A 14,090-nucleotide genomic window follows, 5' to 3' on the forward strand; every position below is an offset into this window, starting at 1 on the left:
GATGAAATGGAGGCCCCGTGCGGGGGCCTCGGGGAGGGGTTCAGCCGCCGATCTCGAAGCGGACGAAGCGGCGGATGCCGGTGTCGCCCAGGTACTTGGACACGGTCATGCTGCTGTCCTTGACGAACTTCTGCTCGCCCAGCACGCGCTCCTCGTAGAACTTGCCGATCTGGCCGCCCACGATCTTCGCGGCGAGCTCGGGGTTCTTGCCCTCGTTGATAGCCTTGTTGGTGAGCACCTCGCGCTCCTTCTCGATGTCCTCGGCGTTCACCTCGTCGCGCGTCAGGTACTGGGGGCGCTCGGCGGCGACGTGCAGGGCCACGTCCTTCGCCTGCGTCTCGGTGCCGCCCGCCAGGTCGACGAGCACGCCGATCTTGCCGTTGCTGTGCACGTACCCGGCGAGGTTCTGACCCTCGATGTACGCGACGCGGTTGAGCACCAGGTTCTCACCGATGCGGCCCGCGGCGGCCGCGAGTTCGTTGCCGACCGTGTCGCCACTGTCGAGCTTGAAGTTCTTGAACTCCTCGGCGTCGTTCGTCTGCGCCTTGAGGGCCGCCTCGGCGAGCTGCTGCACGAGCGCCTGGAAGTCGCTGTTGCGGGCCACGAAGTCCGTCTCGCTGTTCACTTCGACGATGGCGGCCTTGTCGCCGTTCACCACGAAGCGCACGAGGCCCTCACGGGCTTCACGGTCGGTCTTCTTGGCGGCCTTGACGATGCCGCGCTCGCGCAGCAGGGCCACAGCCTTTTCCTCGTTGCCCTCGGCGTCGGCCAGGGCCTTCTTGACGTCCATCATGCCGGCGCCGGTCATTTCGCGCAGCTTCTTGATCGATTCCATCATGGTCGTTCCTCCTGGGGGCAGTCCCCCGTTCCTGAATTGAAGGTGTGGGTGGTGAAGCTCCCCGGCATCATCGCTGCCGAGTGGCAGGCACGTGTCAGCCGCACCAAACAGCCGTCAGTCCCCCTTCGGGCACCTGACGGCTGGGACCGGGAGAGCGTCCCGGTGCGGGGTCAGGCTCAGGCCTGGACGGCGTCCTGCTCGCTGTCCTCGCTGCCTTCGGCGGCGGCCTCGGCGACTTCCTCGCCGCCACCGCGCGCTTCCACGATCAGGTCACCGACGCGGTGCGCGATGAGCTGGATGCTGCGGATGGCGTCGTCGTTGCCGGGCACGATGTAGTCGAGCACGTCCGGGTCGCTGTCGGTGTCGGCCAGCGCGATGACGGGAATCCCGAGCTTGTTCGCTTCCTGCACCGCGATGATCTCCTTCGTGGGGTCCACGATGAAGAGCGCGTCGGGGAGGCGGGTCATCTTGCGGATGCCGCCCACGTAACGCAGGAGACGGTCGCGCTCGCTGCCGAGCTGGATGCGCTCCGCCTTGGGGCGGTCGTTGATGCGGCCCGACTCGAACAGCTCGTCGAGCTCGTCGAGGCGCGTCACGCGGGTGCGCATGGTGCGGAAGTTGGTGAGCATGCCGCCGAGCCAGCGGCTCGTGACGAAGGGCATGCCGGTGCGGCGCGCTTCGAGCTCCACGATCTCCTGGGCCTGCTTCTTGGTGCCGACGAACAGGATGGTGCCGCCGCGCTCCGAGAGGTCCTTGATGTAGTCGAAGCTGCGGTCGATCTGCTTCAGGGTCTTCTGCAGGTCGATGATGAAGATGCCGTTGCGCTCGGCGAAGATGAACCGCTTGAACTTGGGGTTCCAGCGCTTCGTCTCGTGGCCGAAGTGCACGCCGGCTTCCAGCAACTGCTTCATTCCGATGTAGGACATGGTACTCCTGAGCGTTTCAGGTCAAGATTTGCTCACCCCCGCCGGACGACCAGCCGCGCGACGCTCCAGCGTGCGGCTCTGGGCAGGGGGGCACCCAAACATGGATTATACCACGGCGAGGGCCGCCCCCATCAAGAGTGGAGGCGGCCCGACAGGGGAACAGACGGCCGGGTGAAGGCGATCAGGCCCGCCCGCGCGTCACTTGACGCGGGCGATGCCGTCCTGCGCGAGCCGGTACCCGGGGTTCAGCGCCAGCGCCTTCTGGTAGTTGTCGAGCGCCTTCGCGCGGTCCGGCGCGGTGGTGCCCTGCCCACGCTCGTACGAGAAGCCCAGGTAGTACAGGTACTCCCAGTTGGTGCTGGCGAGCGCGGCCGCCTTCGTCAGGTCGCCGCGCGCCGCCTGCAGCAGCCCCTGGTCGAGTTCCAGCCGCCCCATGTAGTAGTAGAACTCCGGGTAGCGCAGCGGTTCGAGCCGGATGGCCGCCTGCAGCTGCGCCGTCGCCGTCACGCTGTCCTTGGCGAGGTAACTCACCACGCCGTACTGCCCGACGGCGTACGCGTTGTTCGGGGCGAGGCGCGCCGCCTGCGCCGCCTCGGGCTTCGCGGCGGCCGTGTTGCCGCTCAGTGCGAGCAGCTTGGCGTAGTACGCGCGGCTGAACGCGTCGCGCGGGTCCACCACGACCGCCTGCTGCAGGCTGTCGATGGCGGCCGTCAGGTCGCCGCTGGCGTAGTACATGTCGCCCAGGTTGTACAGGATCACGCCGTTGTCGGGATTCAGGGTGTTCGCCTGCCGGAACGCCACGATGGCGCTCGCCGCGTCGCCCTTCAGGCGGTACACGTAGCCGCGCTCGTTGAAGATCTTGGACAGGTCGACGTTCATGCCGGTGCCGCCCGCCGTGCGCGCCGTGGCCTCGGCGTCCGTCAGGACCTTGAGCGCCTCGTCGAGGTTGCCGCCCAGGGTGCTGCGGTCGCTGGTGCCGGTGTACTGCGACTGGTACGCCTGCGCCAGCGCGATGAACCCGCTCACGTTGCGCGGGTCGAGCGCCGTCAGTTTCTTCAGGGTGTCGATGGACGCCGTGAACAGCCGCAGCTTCGCCTGCGTGCGGCCCAGTCCCAGCAGCGCCTCGGGGTTGCGCGGGTCGCGTTCGGACGCCGCGCGGAACGCCACGTACGCGCTGTCGTAGTTGCCCTGGTCGTAGTAGAACACCCCGAGCGCCACGTAGTTCGCCGCCGGAATGAGTTTCGGGGCGGTCTTGGGAGCGGGCGTGGAGGCCGGAGCGGTGGCGGGCGCCTGGCCGGGCGCCGTGCCCTGAGCCGCTGCCGGGGTCAAGAGGGCCGCTGTCAGCAGCAGGCCGAGGGTACGTTGCTTCACTCGCAAACCTCCAGAATCGACGTGAACGTCTCACGCTGCGCCGCCCGGCGCCGGTCACCGTGGTGGCCGGGCGGGAAAGCGGTCAGGGAGAACATCGTCGAACCCATAGTAATCGTGCCTCTCATGAGTGTGAAGTGGTGGGGGCGGGAACGCCCGCAGGCGCGCGCCTGACCGGGCGTCCGGACGTGCCAGGCACGCGGGGTGCGTCCGGTGACCTTCAGGCATCATGGCACGGAACACTTGACGGCGACCTGATCGGCACCCGGCGCCGTCCCGGAAGTCTAGCAGACCCCCCACCCGGCACGGACCCGGCATGACGCGCCGCACCTGCCGTATCATCCGGGCCATGACCCGCCCCGACCCGGCCGAACGGCCCGCCCCCACCCCCCGGCGGCTCGGTCTGACCGGCTCCATCGGCGCCGGCAAGAGCACCGCCTCACGTCATCTGCGCGACCTGGGCTTCACGGTCCTCGACGCGGACGCCGTCGCCCGCGAACTCGGTCACGACCCGGACGTGCTGCGGGCCGTCACCGAGCAGCTCGGTCCGCAGTACGTGACGCACGACGGCCCGCGCCCCGCCCTCGACCGGCCCGCGCTGGCCGCCCTGGTCTTCTCCGACCCGGAACGCCGGAGCGTCCTGAACGGCATCCTGCACCCGCGCGTGCGCGCCGAACTGGCCCGGCAGGAGGCGCTCGCAGCCCGGCGCGGCGAGACGTGGGTCGTGCAGGACGTCCCGCTGCTGTTCGAGGGCGGCGCGTGGCGCGACATGGACGCCGTGCTGCTGGTGGACGCCCCCCTCGACACGCGCGTGCGGCGCGTCATGGCCCGCGACGGCCTGACCCGCGACGCCGTCCTCGCCCGCGACGCCGCACAGATGCCCGTCCCGCAGAAGCTCGACCTGATGCGCGGCCGGTCCGGCGTGCTCCTCGACAACGGCCACGACGAGGCGGCCCTCGTCACGCAGCTCCGTACGGCGCTCCGCACGCTCGGCGTCCTGCCCGACTGACCCCGGACGGAACTGAACGCCTGAAGTCCAGCCGGGCAGAACGCGAAGCCGCCACCGCATGACGCGGGCGGGGGACACGCCGCGCTCCGCTATAGTCCCAGGCATGGCGAGAAACCTGGCGGGCAGCATGGACACCGGTTACGTCGGGGTGCTGACCCTGCGGCTCGAGATGCCCTGGGTCTCCAACCTCAAGGAGAAACGCGCTCTGGTCCGCCCGGTCGTGGAGCGCCTCAAGGTCCGCTACCCGGTCACGGTCGCGCGGCTGGACGGGCTGGACGCGCACGACTGGGAACTGATCGGCGTGACCACCATCTCCAACGACCACGAGTGGATCGAGCAGACGCTGCGCATGGCGTCCGACTACGTCGCGGCGGGCGGCGAGTACCGCGTGGCGGACGAGGAGGTCGTCATCTGCGCGATCTCGGACCTGCTCGGGGACGCGGGCGACGACCCGGACGACGACGCGTAGGCCGACACATAAAGACAGCGCGGGCCGCTTCCCGGTGGGGTGAGCGGCCCGCCTTCTGCGCCGGGATCAGGGGGTGAGGGTGTTGAAGGCCGAGGGGCGGGTCAGGACGCGCCAGTTCAGGACGCTCTTGCCGGTGAAGGTCGTGGCGTCCGCGGGGTTGGAGCTCGCCCAGTTGCAGTCGTACTTCACGTTCTCCTGCCGCATGATCGGCCAGATGACGGCGGCGGCGCGGCCCGCGATGTCGCGCAGCGGGATCGGCCCGAAGAAGCGGGAGTCCTCGCTGCCGGAATACGTGCGGTTGTCGCCCTGCAGGAAGTACTGCCCGGCGGGCACGGTGATCTCGGCGGCGTTCTGCACGATCTGGTTGCCGCCTGCCGTGGTCGCCTGGTTGGCACGGTCGCTCTGCGTGTCCCAGCAGCCCTGCGTCTTCCAGAAGTCGGTGGTGAAGGCCGCGTCGAGCGCCTTGCCGTTCACATACGTCACGCCCTGCGCGATGCGGATCTTGTCGCCCGGCAGGCCGATCAGGCGCTTGATCAGGAACGGCCGGTAGTTCCACAGGCCGTAGAAGTTGCGGCTCTCGGCGGCGGCGGGCGGCTTGAAGATCAGGATGTCGCCGCGCTTGAAGCTGCCCACGCCGACCTTGTGCAGCCACGCCTCGTACTTCGGCACGAAGACGCGCTCGTGGTGACGCAGGTTCGGCATCATGCTGACGCCGTCCACGCCGACCACCGTGCCCACGAACTGCGTGATGACGACCGCAAACACGATCGGCTCCAGCAGCTCCTTCCACAGGCGCGTCAGGAAGCTGGGGCGGGACTTGCCGGTCTCGGCGGGACGGGCGGGCGGCGTTGGTTCAGGTTGAGACATACACGGACCCTTTTGGAAGGCCGGGCCTGCTGGCCTTCGCTGATGACTGGATTCTGGTGGGCGGGCCGCAGCGGTCGCCGGTGGGCGGCACGGCGGCCCGTGATGACGTTCTCGGTCTGCCCGGTGGCGTCTTCCCGACTGCTGGCGTGCAGCATAGCGGATCGGGGGAGGGCGGGCGTCCCCCTGCTCCCCTGCCGGGCATCCCCCGCCTGCTGGACGCGGTCTACCCAGCGGGGGGCGTCATGCAGTACCTTGAGGGCGATGCCGCTTGCCGGGACACTCGTGGACGGGCAGTACCATCTGGTGCGCCCGCTCGGTCGTGGAGCCAGCAGCGTGGTGTACTTCGCTGTGGGCCGCGACGGCCTCGCGTACGCCGTCAAGCTCTTCCCGCCGGAACTGCGCAGCCACGCCGAGCGCGAGTACCGCAACGGGGCGGGCCTGCAGCACCCCAGGCTCGCGCGGGTCCTGAAGGCGACCGTCGTGCAGAACCACCCGAGTCTGGTGCTGGACTTCGCGCGCGGGCAGGTCATGTTCAGCCGGTACGTGCACCGGCCCTCGCTGCGCCTGCACCCGGAACTGGGACACCGGGGCTTCGAGTCCGTGCAGGCCGCGAACGAGCGGCGCGCGTACCTGCTGACGCTCGCGCACCTGCTGGACGCGCTGGCGCACCTGCACGGCGTCGGCATCGTGCACCGCGACGTGAAACCCGAGAACGTCATCGTGGACGGCAACGGCAGCGCGCGCCTCGTGGATTTCGACCTGTCCGGCCCGGTCGGGGAGCGTTTCGAGAGCCCCGTGCGGATCGGGACGGCGGCCTTCATGTCGCCGGAAGCGCTGCGCGGCGAGCCGCTCGGCCCGGAAAGCGACCTGTACGGGGTGGGCCTGCTGCTGCACTGGGGCCTGTACGGCGACCTGCCCGCCGACGACCTGCCGCACGGCAGGCTCAGCGACGACCCCCTGGACCGCCTGAGGATCGCGCTGCTCAACCACGACCGGGACGCGCGGCCCGCGAACGCGCAGCAGGTCCGGCAGGCCCTCCTTCAGCTCGCCGCGCTGCCACTCGCATGACGCGGCCCGCCTCCCCGGATGCCGCGCCGGACCCGTCCGCCCGCATGGCCTTCGTCGGCCTGCGGCCCCCCCCGGACCTGGCGGCGCAGGTCACGGCATGGCAGGCGCGGATGGGGCACGTCATCACCGAACCGCACGTGACGCTCAAGGCGCCCGGCCCGTACACGCCCGCCCAGCTGGGCGCCCTGCGCGCCGCGTGCGCGGCCCACCCGCCCTTCGACGTGACGCTCGGCGGGGTGAGGATGTTCGGGCAGCGCGTCGTGTACCTGCGCGTGGACGGGGACGGACCGCACCGCCTGCACGCGGCGCTCGTGGGGGCGCTGGACCTCCCGCCCGGCGAGTTCGAACTGCAGCACTACTCGCCGCACCTGAGCGTCGCGCTCGGCTGGCGGCCCGTGCGGCCCGACCTGAACGGCGACTGGAACGCGGTGCAGGACGACGCCCGGCAAGAGTTCGCGGCGCTGGAGACCGCGCCCGTCACGTTCCGCGTCACGGGCGCGGTGCTGTACCGCAAGCCCGTGCCGGGCGCTCCGTACCGCCCAGGCGCGGAATGGCCGCTCGCGCAGACCTGATCCCCGCTTGAGCTGAACTCCAGGAGGGCCGCCGGGCGGACCGCGAAGCCGCCGCCCGGCCGCGAGCCGCAACAGGTCCGGTCTGGAGGACGCGGGCCGTCGTCTTCATGGACGTTGATGTGCTCAGGAAGGGGGGGCCGGAGCTGTTCCCGGTTTTCCTTTCACCGGGGCGACACCGGATGAACCTTCAGGGCTGCGGGTCGGGCTCGGCCCACGCGGGCCGCAGGTCCACCTCGCCGCCCGCCCCCAGCAGGCGGGCCGCCTCGCGCTCCGCACGCTCCCGGCCCAGCCACGGCGTCCAGTACGCGCGCATGGTGTCCGCCACCAGCGCCGCAGGCAGGGTCGGCGGGTCGCCCGGTACGAAGGCCAGCAGGTCCATGTCCGTGACCGGCCCACCGTCCGGGCCGCCCACCGGCTGCCGGTACGCGACGTTCACGGTGCGGAACCCGAGCGCGTGAAAGCGGGCGCGGCGGCCCACGGCGTCCGACCCGGCCCGCCGTTCCGCGTCCCGCTGCTCCTCGCTCTCGCGGGCCGGGTGCACCACGTCGATGAACAGCGCGGCGCACGTCCCGCCCGACACGTCCTGCAGCGCCTGCCAGCGCGCAGCGTGCAGCTGCCGCGCCAGTCCCTGGCCACGCGCGGCCGGGTCGATGCCCAGAAAGCTGCTGAAGCCGCTGCCCGCCTCCGGCAGGAAGTGAAAGACCGTGCCGCCCACCAGCCGGTCGCCCTGCTCGGCGACGAGCAGCACGTTCTCGCGGTCCCCGCCCGTCTGGGCGAGCATCATGGCGATGTACCGGGCGGGGATCAGCATGTCCGGCTCGAAGTACACGCGGTCCTGAAGGTGCCCGAACGCCTCGATGGCCGGGTCGTGGGGGTCGGTGACGCGCCTGAGCTGCATGCAAGGAGCCTACGCCATCCCCGCCTGCCGGTGGGAGAGGGACGCAGGCTCCGTGGCGTGCCGGGTCAGGCGAAGCGGGCGGACATCAGCTTGATCTTGACCTCGTGCGCGCTCGTGGCGGACTGCATGGCCTCCTCCTCGGACATGTGCCCCTCGCGCACCAGCTGCACGAGGTGCTGGTCGAAGGTGTGCATGCCGCGCAGCGAGCCTTCTTCGAGCGCCTGCTTGATCTCCTCGGTCTTGGTCTCGTCCTTGATGCAGTCGCGGACGGTGGGCGTCCCGATCAGGATCTCCATGCCCAGCACGCGCCCGCCGCCCAGGCGCGGCAGGAGGCGCTGACTGACGACGCCGACGAGGCTCTCCGAGAGGCCCTGGCGGATCTGTGCGCGCTCGTGCGGCGCGAAGAAGTCGATGATGCGCGTCACGGTCCGCATGGCGTCCATGGTGTGCAGCGTGCTGAACACGAGGTGCCCGGTCTGCGCGGCGGACAGGGCGGCCTCGACGGTCTCCTTGTCGCGCATCTCGCCGATCAGGATCACGTCCGGGTCCTGACGCATGGACGCGCGCAGGCCCGCCCCGAACGACAGGGTGTCGCTGCCGAGTTCCCGCTGCGAGATGGACGCCATCTTGTCGCGGTGCAGGATCTCGATGGGGTCCTCCAGCGTCACGATGTTCACCGGCTGGTTGGCGTTGATGAAGTCGATCATGGAGGCGAGCGTGGTGGTCTTGCCGCTGCCGGTGGGGCCGGTCACGAGGATCAGGCCGCGCTCCTGCGACACGAGGTCCTCGAAGGTGCGCTGCGGCAGGCCGAGCTGCTGGAAGCTGGGGATGGGTTTGTCCTCGATGACGCGCATGATCAGGCCGATGGTGCCGCGCTGCCAGTACGCGTTCACGCGGAAGCGGGCGACGCCCGGCACGCCGTACGCGAAGTCGCCGTCGCGGTGCGTGACGAACTCCTCCCACTGCCCGGGGCGTTTCATCATCTCGCGGGTGAAGTCCTGCAGGTGCTGCGGGGTGAGGGGCGTGTCGCCGTAGCGGCGCAGCAGGCCGTTCACGCGGCCCATCGGGGCGCTGCCCGCCCGGAGGTGAACGTCACTCGCGCCGTCGCGCACCACTGCTGCCAGAAGACCATGAAGGACACTCATTTGACTCAGGCTAACCTAACGATTCTGACAAAAAGACTTCATTCCTCTCCCACCAGACTGTGATGGGGCCGCGCCAGGCAGGTCAGGCGAGACGGAGCGGAACGCCAGGAGTTCAGCCCGGTCTGGGATCAGATGTCGGCCGTCACGACCGCCAGGAAGGCGGGCACGAGCGCCGGGTCGAATGCCTGACCGGCGAGCCGTTCGAGTTCCGCTCCGGCCTGCGGGGCTGTCCAGGCGGCCTTGTAGGGCCGGGCCTGCGTGAGCGCGTCCCACACGTCGCACAGCGTGAAGATGCGCGCTTCCAGGCAGATCTGCTCGCCGTGCAGGCGGGCCGGGTAGCCGCGTCCGTCCCAGCGTTCGTGATGCTGCGCGAGCACCAGCAGGGCGGTGCGTGGCAGGCAGCCGAGCGACTCGGCGATGGCGAGTCCCGCCTCGACGTGGCCGCGCATGGCGCGCCACTCGTCTGGCGTGAGCGGGCCGCGCTTGGCGAGGACGTCGCCTGGCACGGCGAGCTTGCCGATGTCGTGCATGCGTGCGCCCCAGACGAGCGCGTCGCGGCGGGCCGCAGGGAAACCGAGGTGTTCGGCCATCCGGGCGGCGAGCGTGGCGACCCGTTCGGTGTGGTCGAGCGTTTCGTGGTCGTCGTGACCCAGCATCTGGCCGAGCGAGGCGGCCAGGGCCTGCAGGCGCGGCGTCGGGTCCGTGGATGTGGTGTCGGTGGTGGTCGGGCGGGACGGCGGACCGTTCGGGACGGGGTCAAGGGGGGAGACGTGTGGGTGTGGGCGCGTGAGCAGGGCGCGCAGTTCACGGTCCGGGTCGGCGGGGGTGCTGGCGTGCTGGCCGGTCATGTGGACCTGCACGGGACGTGTGGACGGTGCGGCATGGATGGGTGCGGACCCCGGTGGGTGAGGGCCATCCGGCAGGTGTTGACCCTGCCGGACCCTGTGGACCCGGGGGGGTACCGGATCACGTTTCGCCCCGCTTCATGCCTAAGTATCTCATGTGGAGGGGTGGGCTGGTCGGGGGAGACCCCCTGCCTGGCGGGACCCGGTCGGGGGGTGCGTGTGCTGGAATTAAAGAAATAAAAAGGTTGCTAAAATTGTGACGTAGGGGTACACTGTGTTCAACGTTGGGATTGACCGGGATCGGCCCGGCCTGCACCGCAGCACCCTCCCCGAACTGACCCAGGAGGCCAGACATGCTCCTTAACACCCGAACCCAGACCAGCACCCAGACCGCCCGCCCGGACCGCTCGACCTTCGTCGACACCGTCAGCCACCGGCCCGGCAGCGTCATCCTGTACCCCGGCAAGAGCGACATGCTCTACCGCGTCGCCAGCGGCCTCGTCCGCGTCCACACCATGGACGACGACGGCAACGGCCTCACCCTTCGCTACGTCAAGCCCGGCGACTACTTCGGCGAGGAAGCACTCGCGGGCCTCGACCGCCAGTACTTCGCGGAAGCCGTCACCGACAGCAGCGTCGACGTCATCAATCCTGCCCTCATGAGCGCCGAGGACAACCTGATCGTCACCACGCACCTCGTCCGCACCCTGGAACGCGCCTACGAGAGCATCTACCGCCTCGTCGGCAAGCGCCTGCGCGCCCGGATCGCCGGCGAACTGCTGGAACTCAAGGACACGGCCCTCGCCACCGTCCAGCCCAGCGGCGAGACCATGATCTACGCCACGCACGACGAACTCGCCGCCGCCGTCGGCTCGGTCCGCGAGACCGTCACCAAGGTCGTCGGTGAACTCAGCCGCGAGGGCGTCATCAGCGCCGGTTACGGCAAGATCACCCTCAAGGACGAGACGGCCCTCGCCCGCATCTCCGCCGAATAACCCACGCCTCACCCGCACGCGCCCCCGGTCCACGCCGGGGGCGTTCGTCGTTCCCCCTGTACCTGCGAGTGCCTCTCCGGCGTCACCCGGCGCAGGACACCGCCTGTCCAGCCCGGAGGCGTCCCGCAGGTGTCCGGGCCGCAGGTGTCTGGGCTACACTAACTCCATGACGTTTACCTCCGACCGTCCCCTGCGCGTGCTCGTGGTGGGCAGCGGCCCCAGCGGCATCTTCGCGGCCGACGCCCTCATCAAGCAGGCCGACGTGCCCGTCTCCATCGACGTGCTCGACCGCCTCCCCACTCCCTACGGCCTCGTCCGCTACGGCGTCGCGCCCGACCACCTCAAGATCAAGAGCGTCACCGCCGGCTTCGAGAAGACCCTCAGCGACCCGCGCGTCCGTTTCCTCGGCAACGTCGACTTCGGCACCGACCTCACCTACGACGAGGCCCGCGCCCACTACGACGCCCTCATCTACACCTTCGGCGCCAGCAGCGACCGCCGCCTCGGCATTCCCGGCGAGGACCTCACCGGCAGCATGAGCGCCACCGAATTCGTCGCGTGGTACAACGGCCACCCCGACGCCGCCGCCCGCGACATGCTGCTGCACGCCCAGGGCGTCGCCGTGGTCGGCGTCGGCAACGTCGCCCTCGACGTGTCCCGCATCCTCTCCAAGACCGTCACGGAACTCCGCGACTCCGACATCGCCCCCCACGCCCTCGACGCGCTCGAACACAGCCACGTCCGGGACGTCTGGGTGCTCGGACGGCGCGGCGCGGCGCAGGCCAAGTTCACCACCAAGGAACTCCGCGAGTTCGGCGAACTGCACGTCTCCGAACCCGTCGTGCACCCGCACGAGATCGAGGTCAGCGAGGCCGACGAGCAGGCCGCCGACAGCACCGTGAAGAAGAATCTCGACGTGCTCCGCGACTTCGCCGCCCGCAGCAGCGAAGGCAAGGAGCGCCGCCTGCACCTGCGCTTCCTCGTGTCGCCCGTCGAGATCATCGACGACGGCAACGGCCACGTCGGCGGCCTGAAGATCGAACGCAACCGCCTCGACGGGCAGGGCAACGCCGTCGGCACCGGCGAGTACGAGGTGCTGCCCGTCCAGATGGTGCTGCGCAGCGTCGGCTACCGCGGCGTGCAGGTGCCCGGCGTGCCTTTCGACGAGCGGCGCGGCGTCATCCCCAACACCCTCGGACGCGTCACGGACCGCACCGGCGAGTACACCGCCGGCTGGATCAAGCGCGGCCCCAGCGGCGTGATCGGCACGAACAAGGCCGACGCCGTCGAGAGCGTCAAACAGCTCCTCGCGGACGCGCAGGACGGCACCCTGACCGCCGTCCCGGACGCCTCGCAGGCCAGCGTGGACGCCCTCCTCGCCGCCCGGGGCGTGGACGTCGTCACGCTCAGCGACTGGAAGACCCTCGACGCGCACGAACTGCAGACCGGACAGCAGACCGGCCGCCCGCGCGCCAAGGTCGCCCACAAGGCCCACATGCTCGAAGTGATCCGCGGCCAGCGCCGCTGACCTGCCCCCACCATGCACCACCTGCTGGACCTCCTGCTCACGCCGCTGCGCGCGTCACAGGAGGTCCTGTGCCGTCACGTCCGGCAACGCTACCAGGACGCGGCCCAGGACCTCGACAGCGACGAGGTGACCGCCCTGCGCGAGGCGCTGCAGGACCCGCCCGCCGACGATTACCCGCCCGGCTGGTGGCTCGACCCGCACCTCAGCCGCTGGTGGCTGTGCCTGCACGTCGACTGGAAGGCCAGCGACGAGGTGCACTGGCAGGCGCAGGCCATCGCCCGCACCCTCGGCCTCGACGTGGACGCGGTCGGCCCGCCCCCTGCGCCGGACGCCCCCATGCTCGACGCGCTCGCGGAGGCCTCCGCGCACCTGCACGCCCTCGGGTACGCGCTGCTGTACCTCGACACCGACAGTGACGAGTACCTCGCCGTGCCCGTCCGGCACGACCTGCTCCGGCAGGCCAGGGACACCGCCGAACGCCTCAACCTGCCCACCTTCCTGATCTGAACGGCCGCCCCGGCCGCACAGGCGGGAGTGCTGCCCGGCCTACACTGGACGGGTGATTCAGGACCCCGTTTCCCCGCTCCCACCCACGGACGTGCTCATCGTGGGGGCCGGTCCCGCCGGACTGTACGCCGCCTTCTATGCCGCCCTGCGCGGCCTGAGCGTGCGGCTGCTCGACGCGCGCCCCGAACCGGGCGGACAGCTGGCGGCCCTCTACCCGGACCGCGTGGTGTACGACGTGCCCGCCGCGCCCGCCACGACCGCCGGGGAACTCGTGCAGCGCCTCGTGCAGCAGCTCGCGCCCTTCGAGATCGACATGCGGCTCTCGGAAGTCGCGCGCACCCTCACGCCCCACACGGACGGCTGGCTGGTCGGCACGGCCCCCGCAGGACACGCGGCGCCCGGACCGGACGCGGCCCTGCGGTCCTACCCGGCGCGCGCCGTGATCATTGCTGCCGGAATGGGCGCCCTCCTGCCGCGCCCCGCCCCGCACGCGGACGACCACACCGACTGGCCCGCCCCCCTCCCCGGCCCCGCTCCCCGGCGCGCCTGGGTGCAGGGCGGCGTGCCGCAGGCCACCCGCGCCGCCCTGGAGCTCGCGCAGCTCGGGACGCACGTGACGCTCAGCCACCGCCGCGCCCTGTTCCGCGGCACGCCCGAACAGCTCGCCCGGCTGAACACCCTGCGCGCGGAGGGCCGCATCGACGTGCACGCGCCCGCGCCCGCCGACCTCGCACCGGACGTGGACGCCACCTGGCACCTGAACGGCTACCTGCCGGACCTGACGCCCCTGCTCGCATGGCCGCTCGACTGGCAGGGCGAGTACGTGCCCGCCGACGACGCGGGCCGCACCCGCCTGCCCGGCGTGTTCGTGGCAGGCGACCTGAGCCTCGCCGGGGGAGACTTCAAACTCATCGCGCAGGCCTTCGCGCAGGCCGCCCTGAGCGCCAACCACGCCGCGCACCACGTCCGGCCCGACCTGCGTGTCCGGCCCGGCCACAGCAGCGACCGCCGCCTCTAGCAGCGGGCGGCGGCAGGAGAGAAACCAGGGGGAGTCG

The 14,090-nt window shown here is 70.7% G+C and carries 15 protein-coding genes; 8 read left to right on the forward strand and 7 right to left on the reverse strand.

Going from position 1 to position 14,090, the window contains the following annotated elements:
* Positions 1–40 precede the first annotated feature (40 nt).
* From tsf to IEY33_RS13860, 3 genes are all read right to left on the reverse strand, one after another.
* Positions 41–838, reverse strand: coding sequence for a translation elongation factor Ts (tsf, locus tag IEY33_RS13850; protein WP_188963878.1), 798 nt, complete (start codon positions 836–838; stop codon positions 41–43).
* Positions 839–1,014: 176 nt separating this feature from the next.
* Positions 1,015–1,764, reverse strand: coding sequence for a 30S ribosomal protein S2 (gene rpsB / locus IEY33_RS13855; protein ID WP_188963879.1), 750 nt, complete (start codon positions 1,762–1,764; stop codon positions 1,015–1,017).
* A 198-nt stretch (positions 1,765–1,962) separates the two neighbouring features.
* Positions 1,963–3,135, reverse strand: a complete 1,173-nt coding sequence (locus IEY33_RS13860) for a tetratricopeptide repeat protein (RefSeq protein WP_188963880.1) — start codon at positions 3,133–3,135, stop codon at positions 1,963–1,965.
* 346 nt (positions 3,136–3,481) lie between these two features.
* On the opposite strand from IEY33_RS13860, the gene coaE reads away from it, so the two are divergent.
* Together coaE and IEY33_RS13870 are read left to right on the forward strand one after the other, a co-directional pair.
* Positions 3,482–4,141 carry a dephospho-CoA kinase gene (coaE, locus tag IEY33_RS13865; protein ID WP_188963881.1) on the forward strand — a complete coding sequence of 220 codons (660 nt, stop codon included), beginning with the start codon at positions 3,482–3,484 and terminating at the stop codon, positions 4,139–4,141.
* Between the two features lie 127 nt (positions 4,142–4,268).
* Positions 4,269–4,610: a DUF503 domain-containing protein gene (locus tag IEY33_RS13870; RefSeq protein WP_188963932.1), complete on the forward strand. Its 342-nt coding sequence runs from the start codon at positions 4,269–4,271 to the stop codon at positions 4,608–4,610.
* Between the two features lie 66 nt (positions 4,611–4,676).
* Here IEY33_RS13870 and lepB read toward each other — a convergent pair whose 3' ends face one another.
* Positions 4,677–5,477: a signal peptidase I gene (gene lepB / locus IEY33_RS13875; protein WP_188963882.1), complete on the reverse strand. Its 801-nt coding sequence runs from the start codon at positions 5,475–5,477 to the stop codon at positions 4,677–4,679.
* A 261-nt stretch (positions 5,478–5,738) separates the two neighbouring features.
* Here lepB and IEY33_RS13880 point away from each other — a divergent pair, with 261 nt between their 5' ends.
* Positions 5,739–6,545 (forward strand): serine/threonine-protein kinase, encoded by an 807-nt coding sequence (locus tag IEY33_RS13880; RefSeq protein ID WP_188963883.1) that lies wholly within the window; start codon positions 5,739–5,741, stop codon positions 6,543–6,545.
* Positions 6,542–7,117 carry a 2'-5' RNA ligase family protein gene (locus IEY33_RS13885; protein WP_188963884.1) on the forward strand — a complete coding sequence of 192 codons (576 nt, stop codon included), beginning with the start codon at positions 6,542–6,544 and terminating at the stop codon, positions 7,115–7,117. Before IEY33_RS13880 ends, IEY33_RS13885 begins: the two co-directional genes overlap by 4 nt.
* A 187-nt stretch (positions 7,118–7,304) precedes the next feature.
* Here IEY33_RS13885 and IEY33_RS13890 read toward each other — a convergent pair whose 3' ends face one another.
* The 3 genes from IEY33_RS13890 to IEY33_RS13900 form a co-directional block, all read right to left on the reverse strand.
* Complete coding sequence (locus IEY33_RS13890) at positions 7,305–8,015, reverse strand: GNAT family N-acetyltransferase (protein WP_188963885.1); 711 nt, start codon at positions 8,013–8,015, stop codon at positions 7,305–7,307.
* 65 nt (positions 8,016–8,080) lie between these two features.
* A complete protein-coding gene (locus tag IEY33_RS13895; RefSeq protein ID WP_188963886.1) occupies positions 8,081–9,160 on the reverse strand; it encodes a type IV pilus twitching motility protein PilT in 1,080 nt (359 codons plus the stop codon).
* A gap of 128 nt (positions 9,161–9,288) precedes the next feature.
* Positions 9,289–10,008: an HD-GYP domain-containing protein gene (locus IEY33_RS13900; RefSeq protein ID WP_188963887.1), complete on the reverse strand. Its 720-nt coding sequence runs from the start codon at positions 10,006–10,008 to the stop codon at positions 9,289–9,291.
* A gap of 350 nt (positions 10,009–10,358) precedes the next feature.
* On the opposite strand from IEY33_RS13900, the gene IEY33_RS13905 reads away from it, so the two are divergent.
* The 4 genes from IEY33_RS13905 to IEY33_RS13920 all read left to right on the forward strand — a co-directional run bounded on the left by IEY33_RS13905 (position 10,359) and on the right by IEY33_RS13920 (position 14,053).
* On the forward strand, positions 10,359–11,000 hold the full coding sequence (locus IEY33_RS13905) for a helix-turn-helix domain-containing protein (protein WP_188963888.1): 642 nt from the start codon (positions 10,359–10,361) through the stop codon (positions 10,998–11,000).
* Between the two features lie 166 nt (positions 11,001–11,166).
* Entirely contained in the window at positions 11,167–12,528 is a 1,362-nt protein-coding gene (locus IEY33_RS13910; protein WP_188963889.1) for an FAD-dependent oxidoreductase, read from the forward strand.
* A gap of 12 nt (positions 12,529–12,540) precedes the next feature.
* Positions 12,541–13,035, forward strand: coding sequence for a DUF6630 family protein (locus IEY33_RS13915; RefSeq protein ID WP_188963890.1), 495 nt, complete (start codon positions 12,541–12,543; stop codon positions 13,033–13,035).
* Positions 13,036–13,087: 52 nt separating this feature from the next.
* A complete protein-coding gene (locus IEY33_RS13920) occupies positions 13,088–14,053 on the forward strand; it encodes an NAD(P)/FAD-dependent oxidoreductase (protein WP_229671021.1) in 966 nt (321 codons plus the stop codon).
* Positions 14,054–14,090 lie beyond the last annotated feature (37 nt).

This window comes from Deinococcus aquiradiocola (assembly GCF_014646915.1).
Taxonomy (GTDB): domain Bacteria; phylum Deinococcota; class Deinococci; order Deinococcales; family Deinococcaceae; genus Deinococcus; species Deinococcus aquiradiocola.

What these genes read in the sequence shown, in the direction of transcription:
- lepB (WP_188963882.1), bottom strand. Translation starts at nt 5,477, where the DNA reads ATGTCTCAACCTGAACCAACGCCGCCCGCCCGTCCCGCCGAGACCGGC.
- tsf (WP_188963878.1), bottom strand. Translation starts at nt 838, where the DNA reads ATGATGGAATCGATCAAGAAGCTGCGCGAAATGACCGGCGCCGGCATG.
- coaE (WP_188963881.1), top strand. Translation starts at nt 3,482, where the DNA reads ATGACCCGCCCCGACCCGGCCGAACGGCCCGCCCCCACCCCCCGGCGG.
- IEY33_RS13905 (WP_188963888.1), top strand. Translation starts at nt 10,359, where the DNA reads ATGCTCCTTAACACCCGAACCCAGACCAGCACCCAGACCGCCCGCCCG.
- rpsB (WP_188963879.1), bottom strand. Translation starts at nt 1,764, where the DNA reads ATGTCCTACATCGGAATGAAGCAGTTGCTGGAAGCCGGCGTGCACTTC.
- IEY33_RS13900 (WP_188963887.1), bottom strand. Translation starts at nt 10,008, where the DNA reads ATGACCGGCCAGCACGCCAGCACCCCCGCCGACCCGGACCGTGAACTG.
- IEY33_RS13910 (WP_188963889.1), top strand. Translation starts at nt 11,167, where the DNA reads ATGACGTTTACCTCCGACCGTCCCCTGCGCGTGCTCGTGGTGGGCAGC.
- IEY33_RS13880 (WP_188963883.1), top strand. Translation starts at nt 5,739, where the DNA reads ATGCCGCTTGCCGGGACACTCGTGGACGGGCAGTACCATCTGGTGCGC.
- IEY33_RS13885 (WP_188963884.1), top strand. Translation starts at nt 6,542, where the DNA reads ATGACGCGGCCCGCCTCCCCGGATGCCGCGCCGGACCCGTCCGCCCGC.
- IEY33_RS13870 (WP_188963932.1), top strand. Translation starts at nt 4,269, where the DNA reads ATGGACACCGGTTACGTCGGGGTGCTGACCCTGCGGCTCGAGATGCCC.
- IEY33_RS13890 (WP_188963885.1), bottom strand. Translation starts at nt 8,015, where the DNA reads ATGCAGCTCAGGCGCGTCACCGACCCCCACGACCCGGCCATCGAGGCG.
- IEY33_RS13915 (WP_188963890.1), top strand. Translation starts at nt 12,541, where the DNA reads ATGCACCACCTGCTGGACCTCCTGCTCACGCCGCTGCGCGCGTCACAG.
- IEY33_RS13895 (WP_188963886.1), bottom strand. Translation starts at nt 9,160, where the DNA reads ATGAGTGTCCTTCATGGTCTTCTGGCAGCAGTGGTGCGCGACGGCGCG.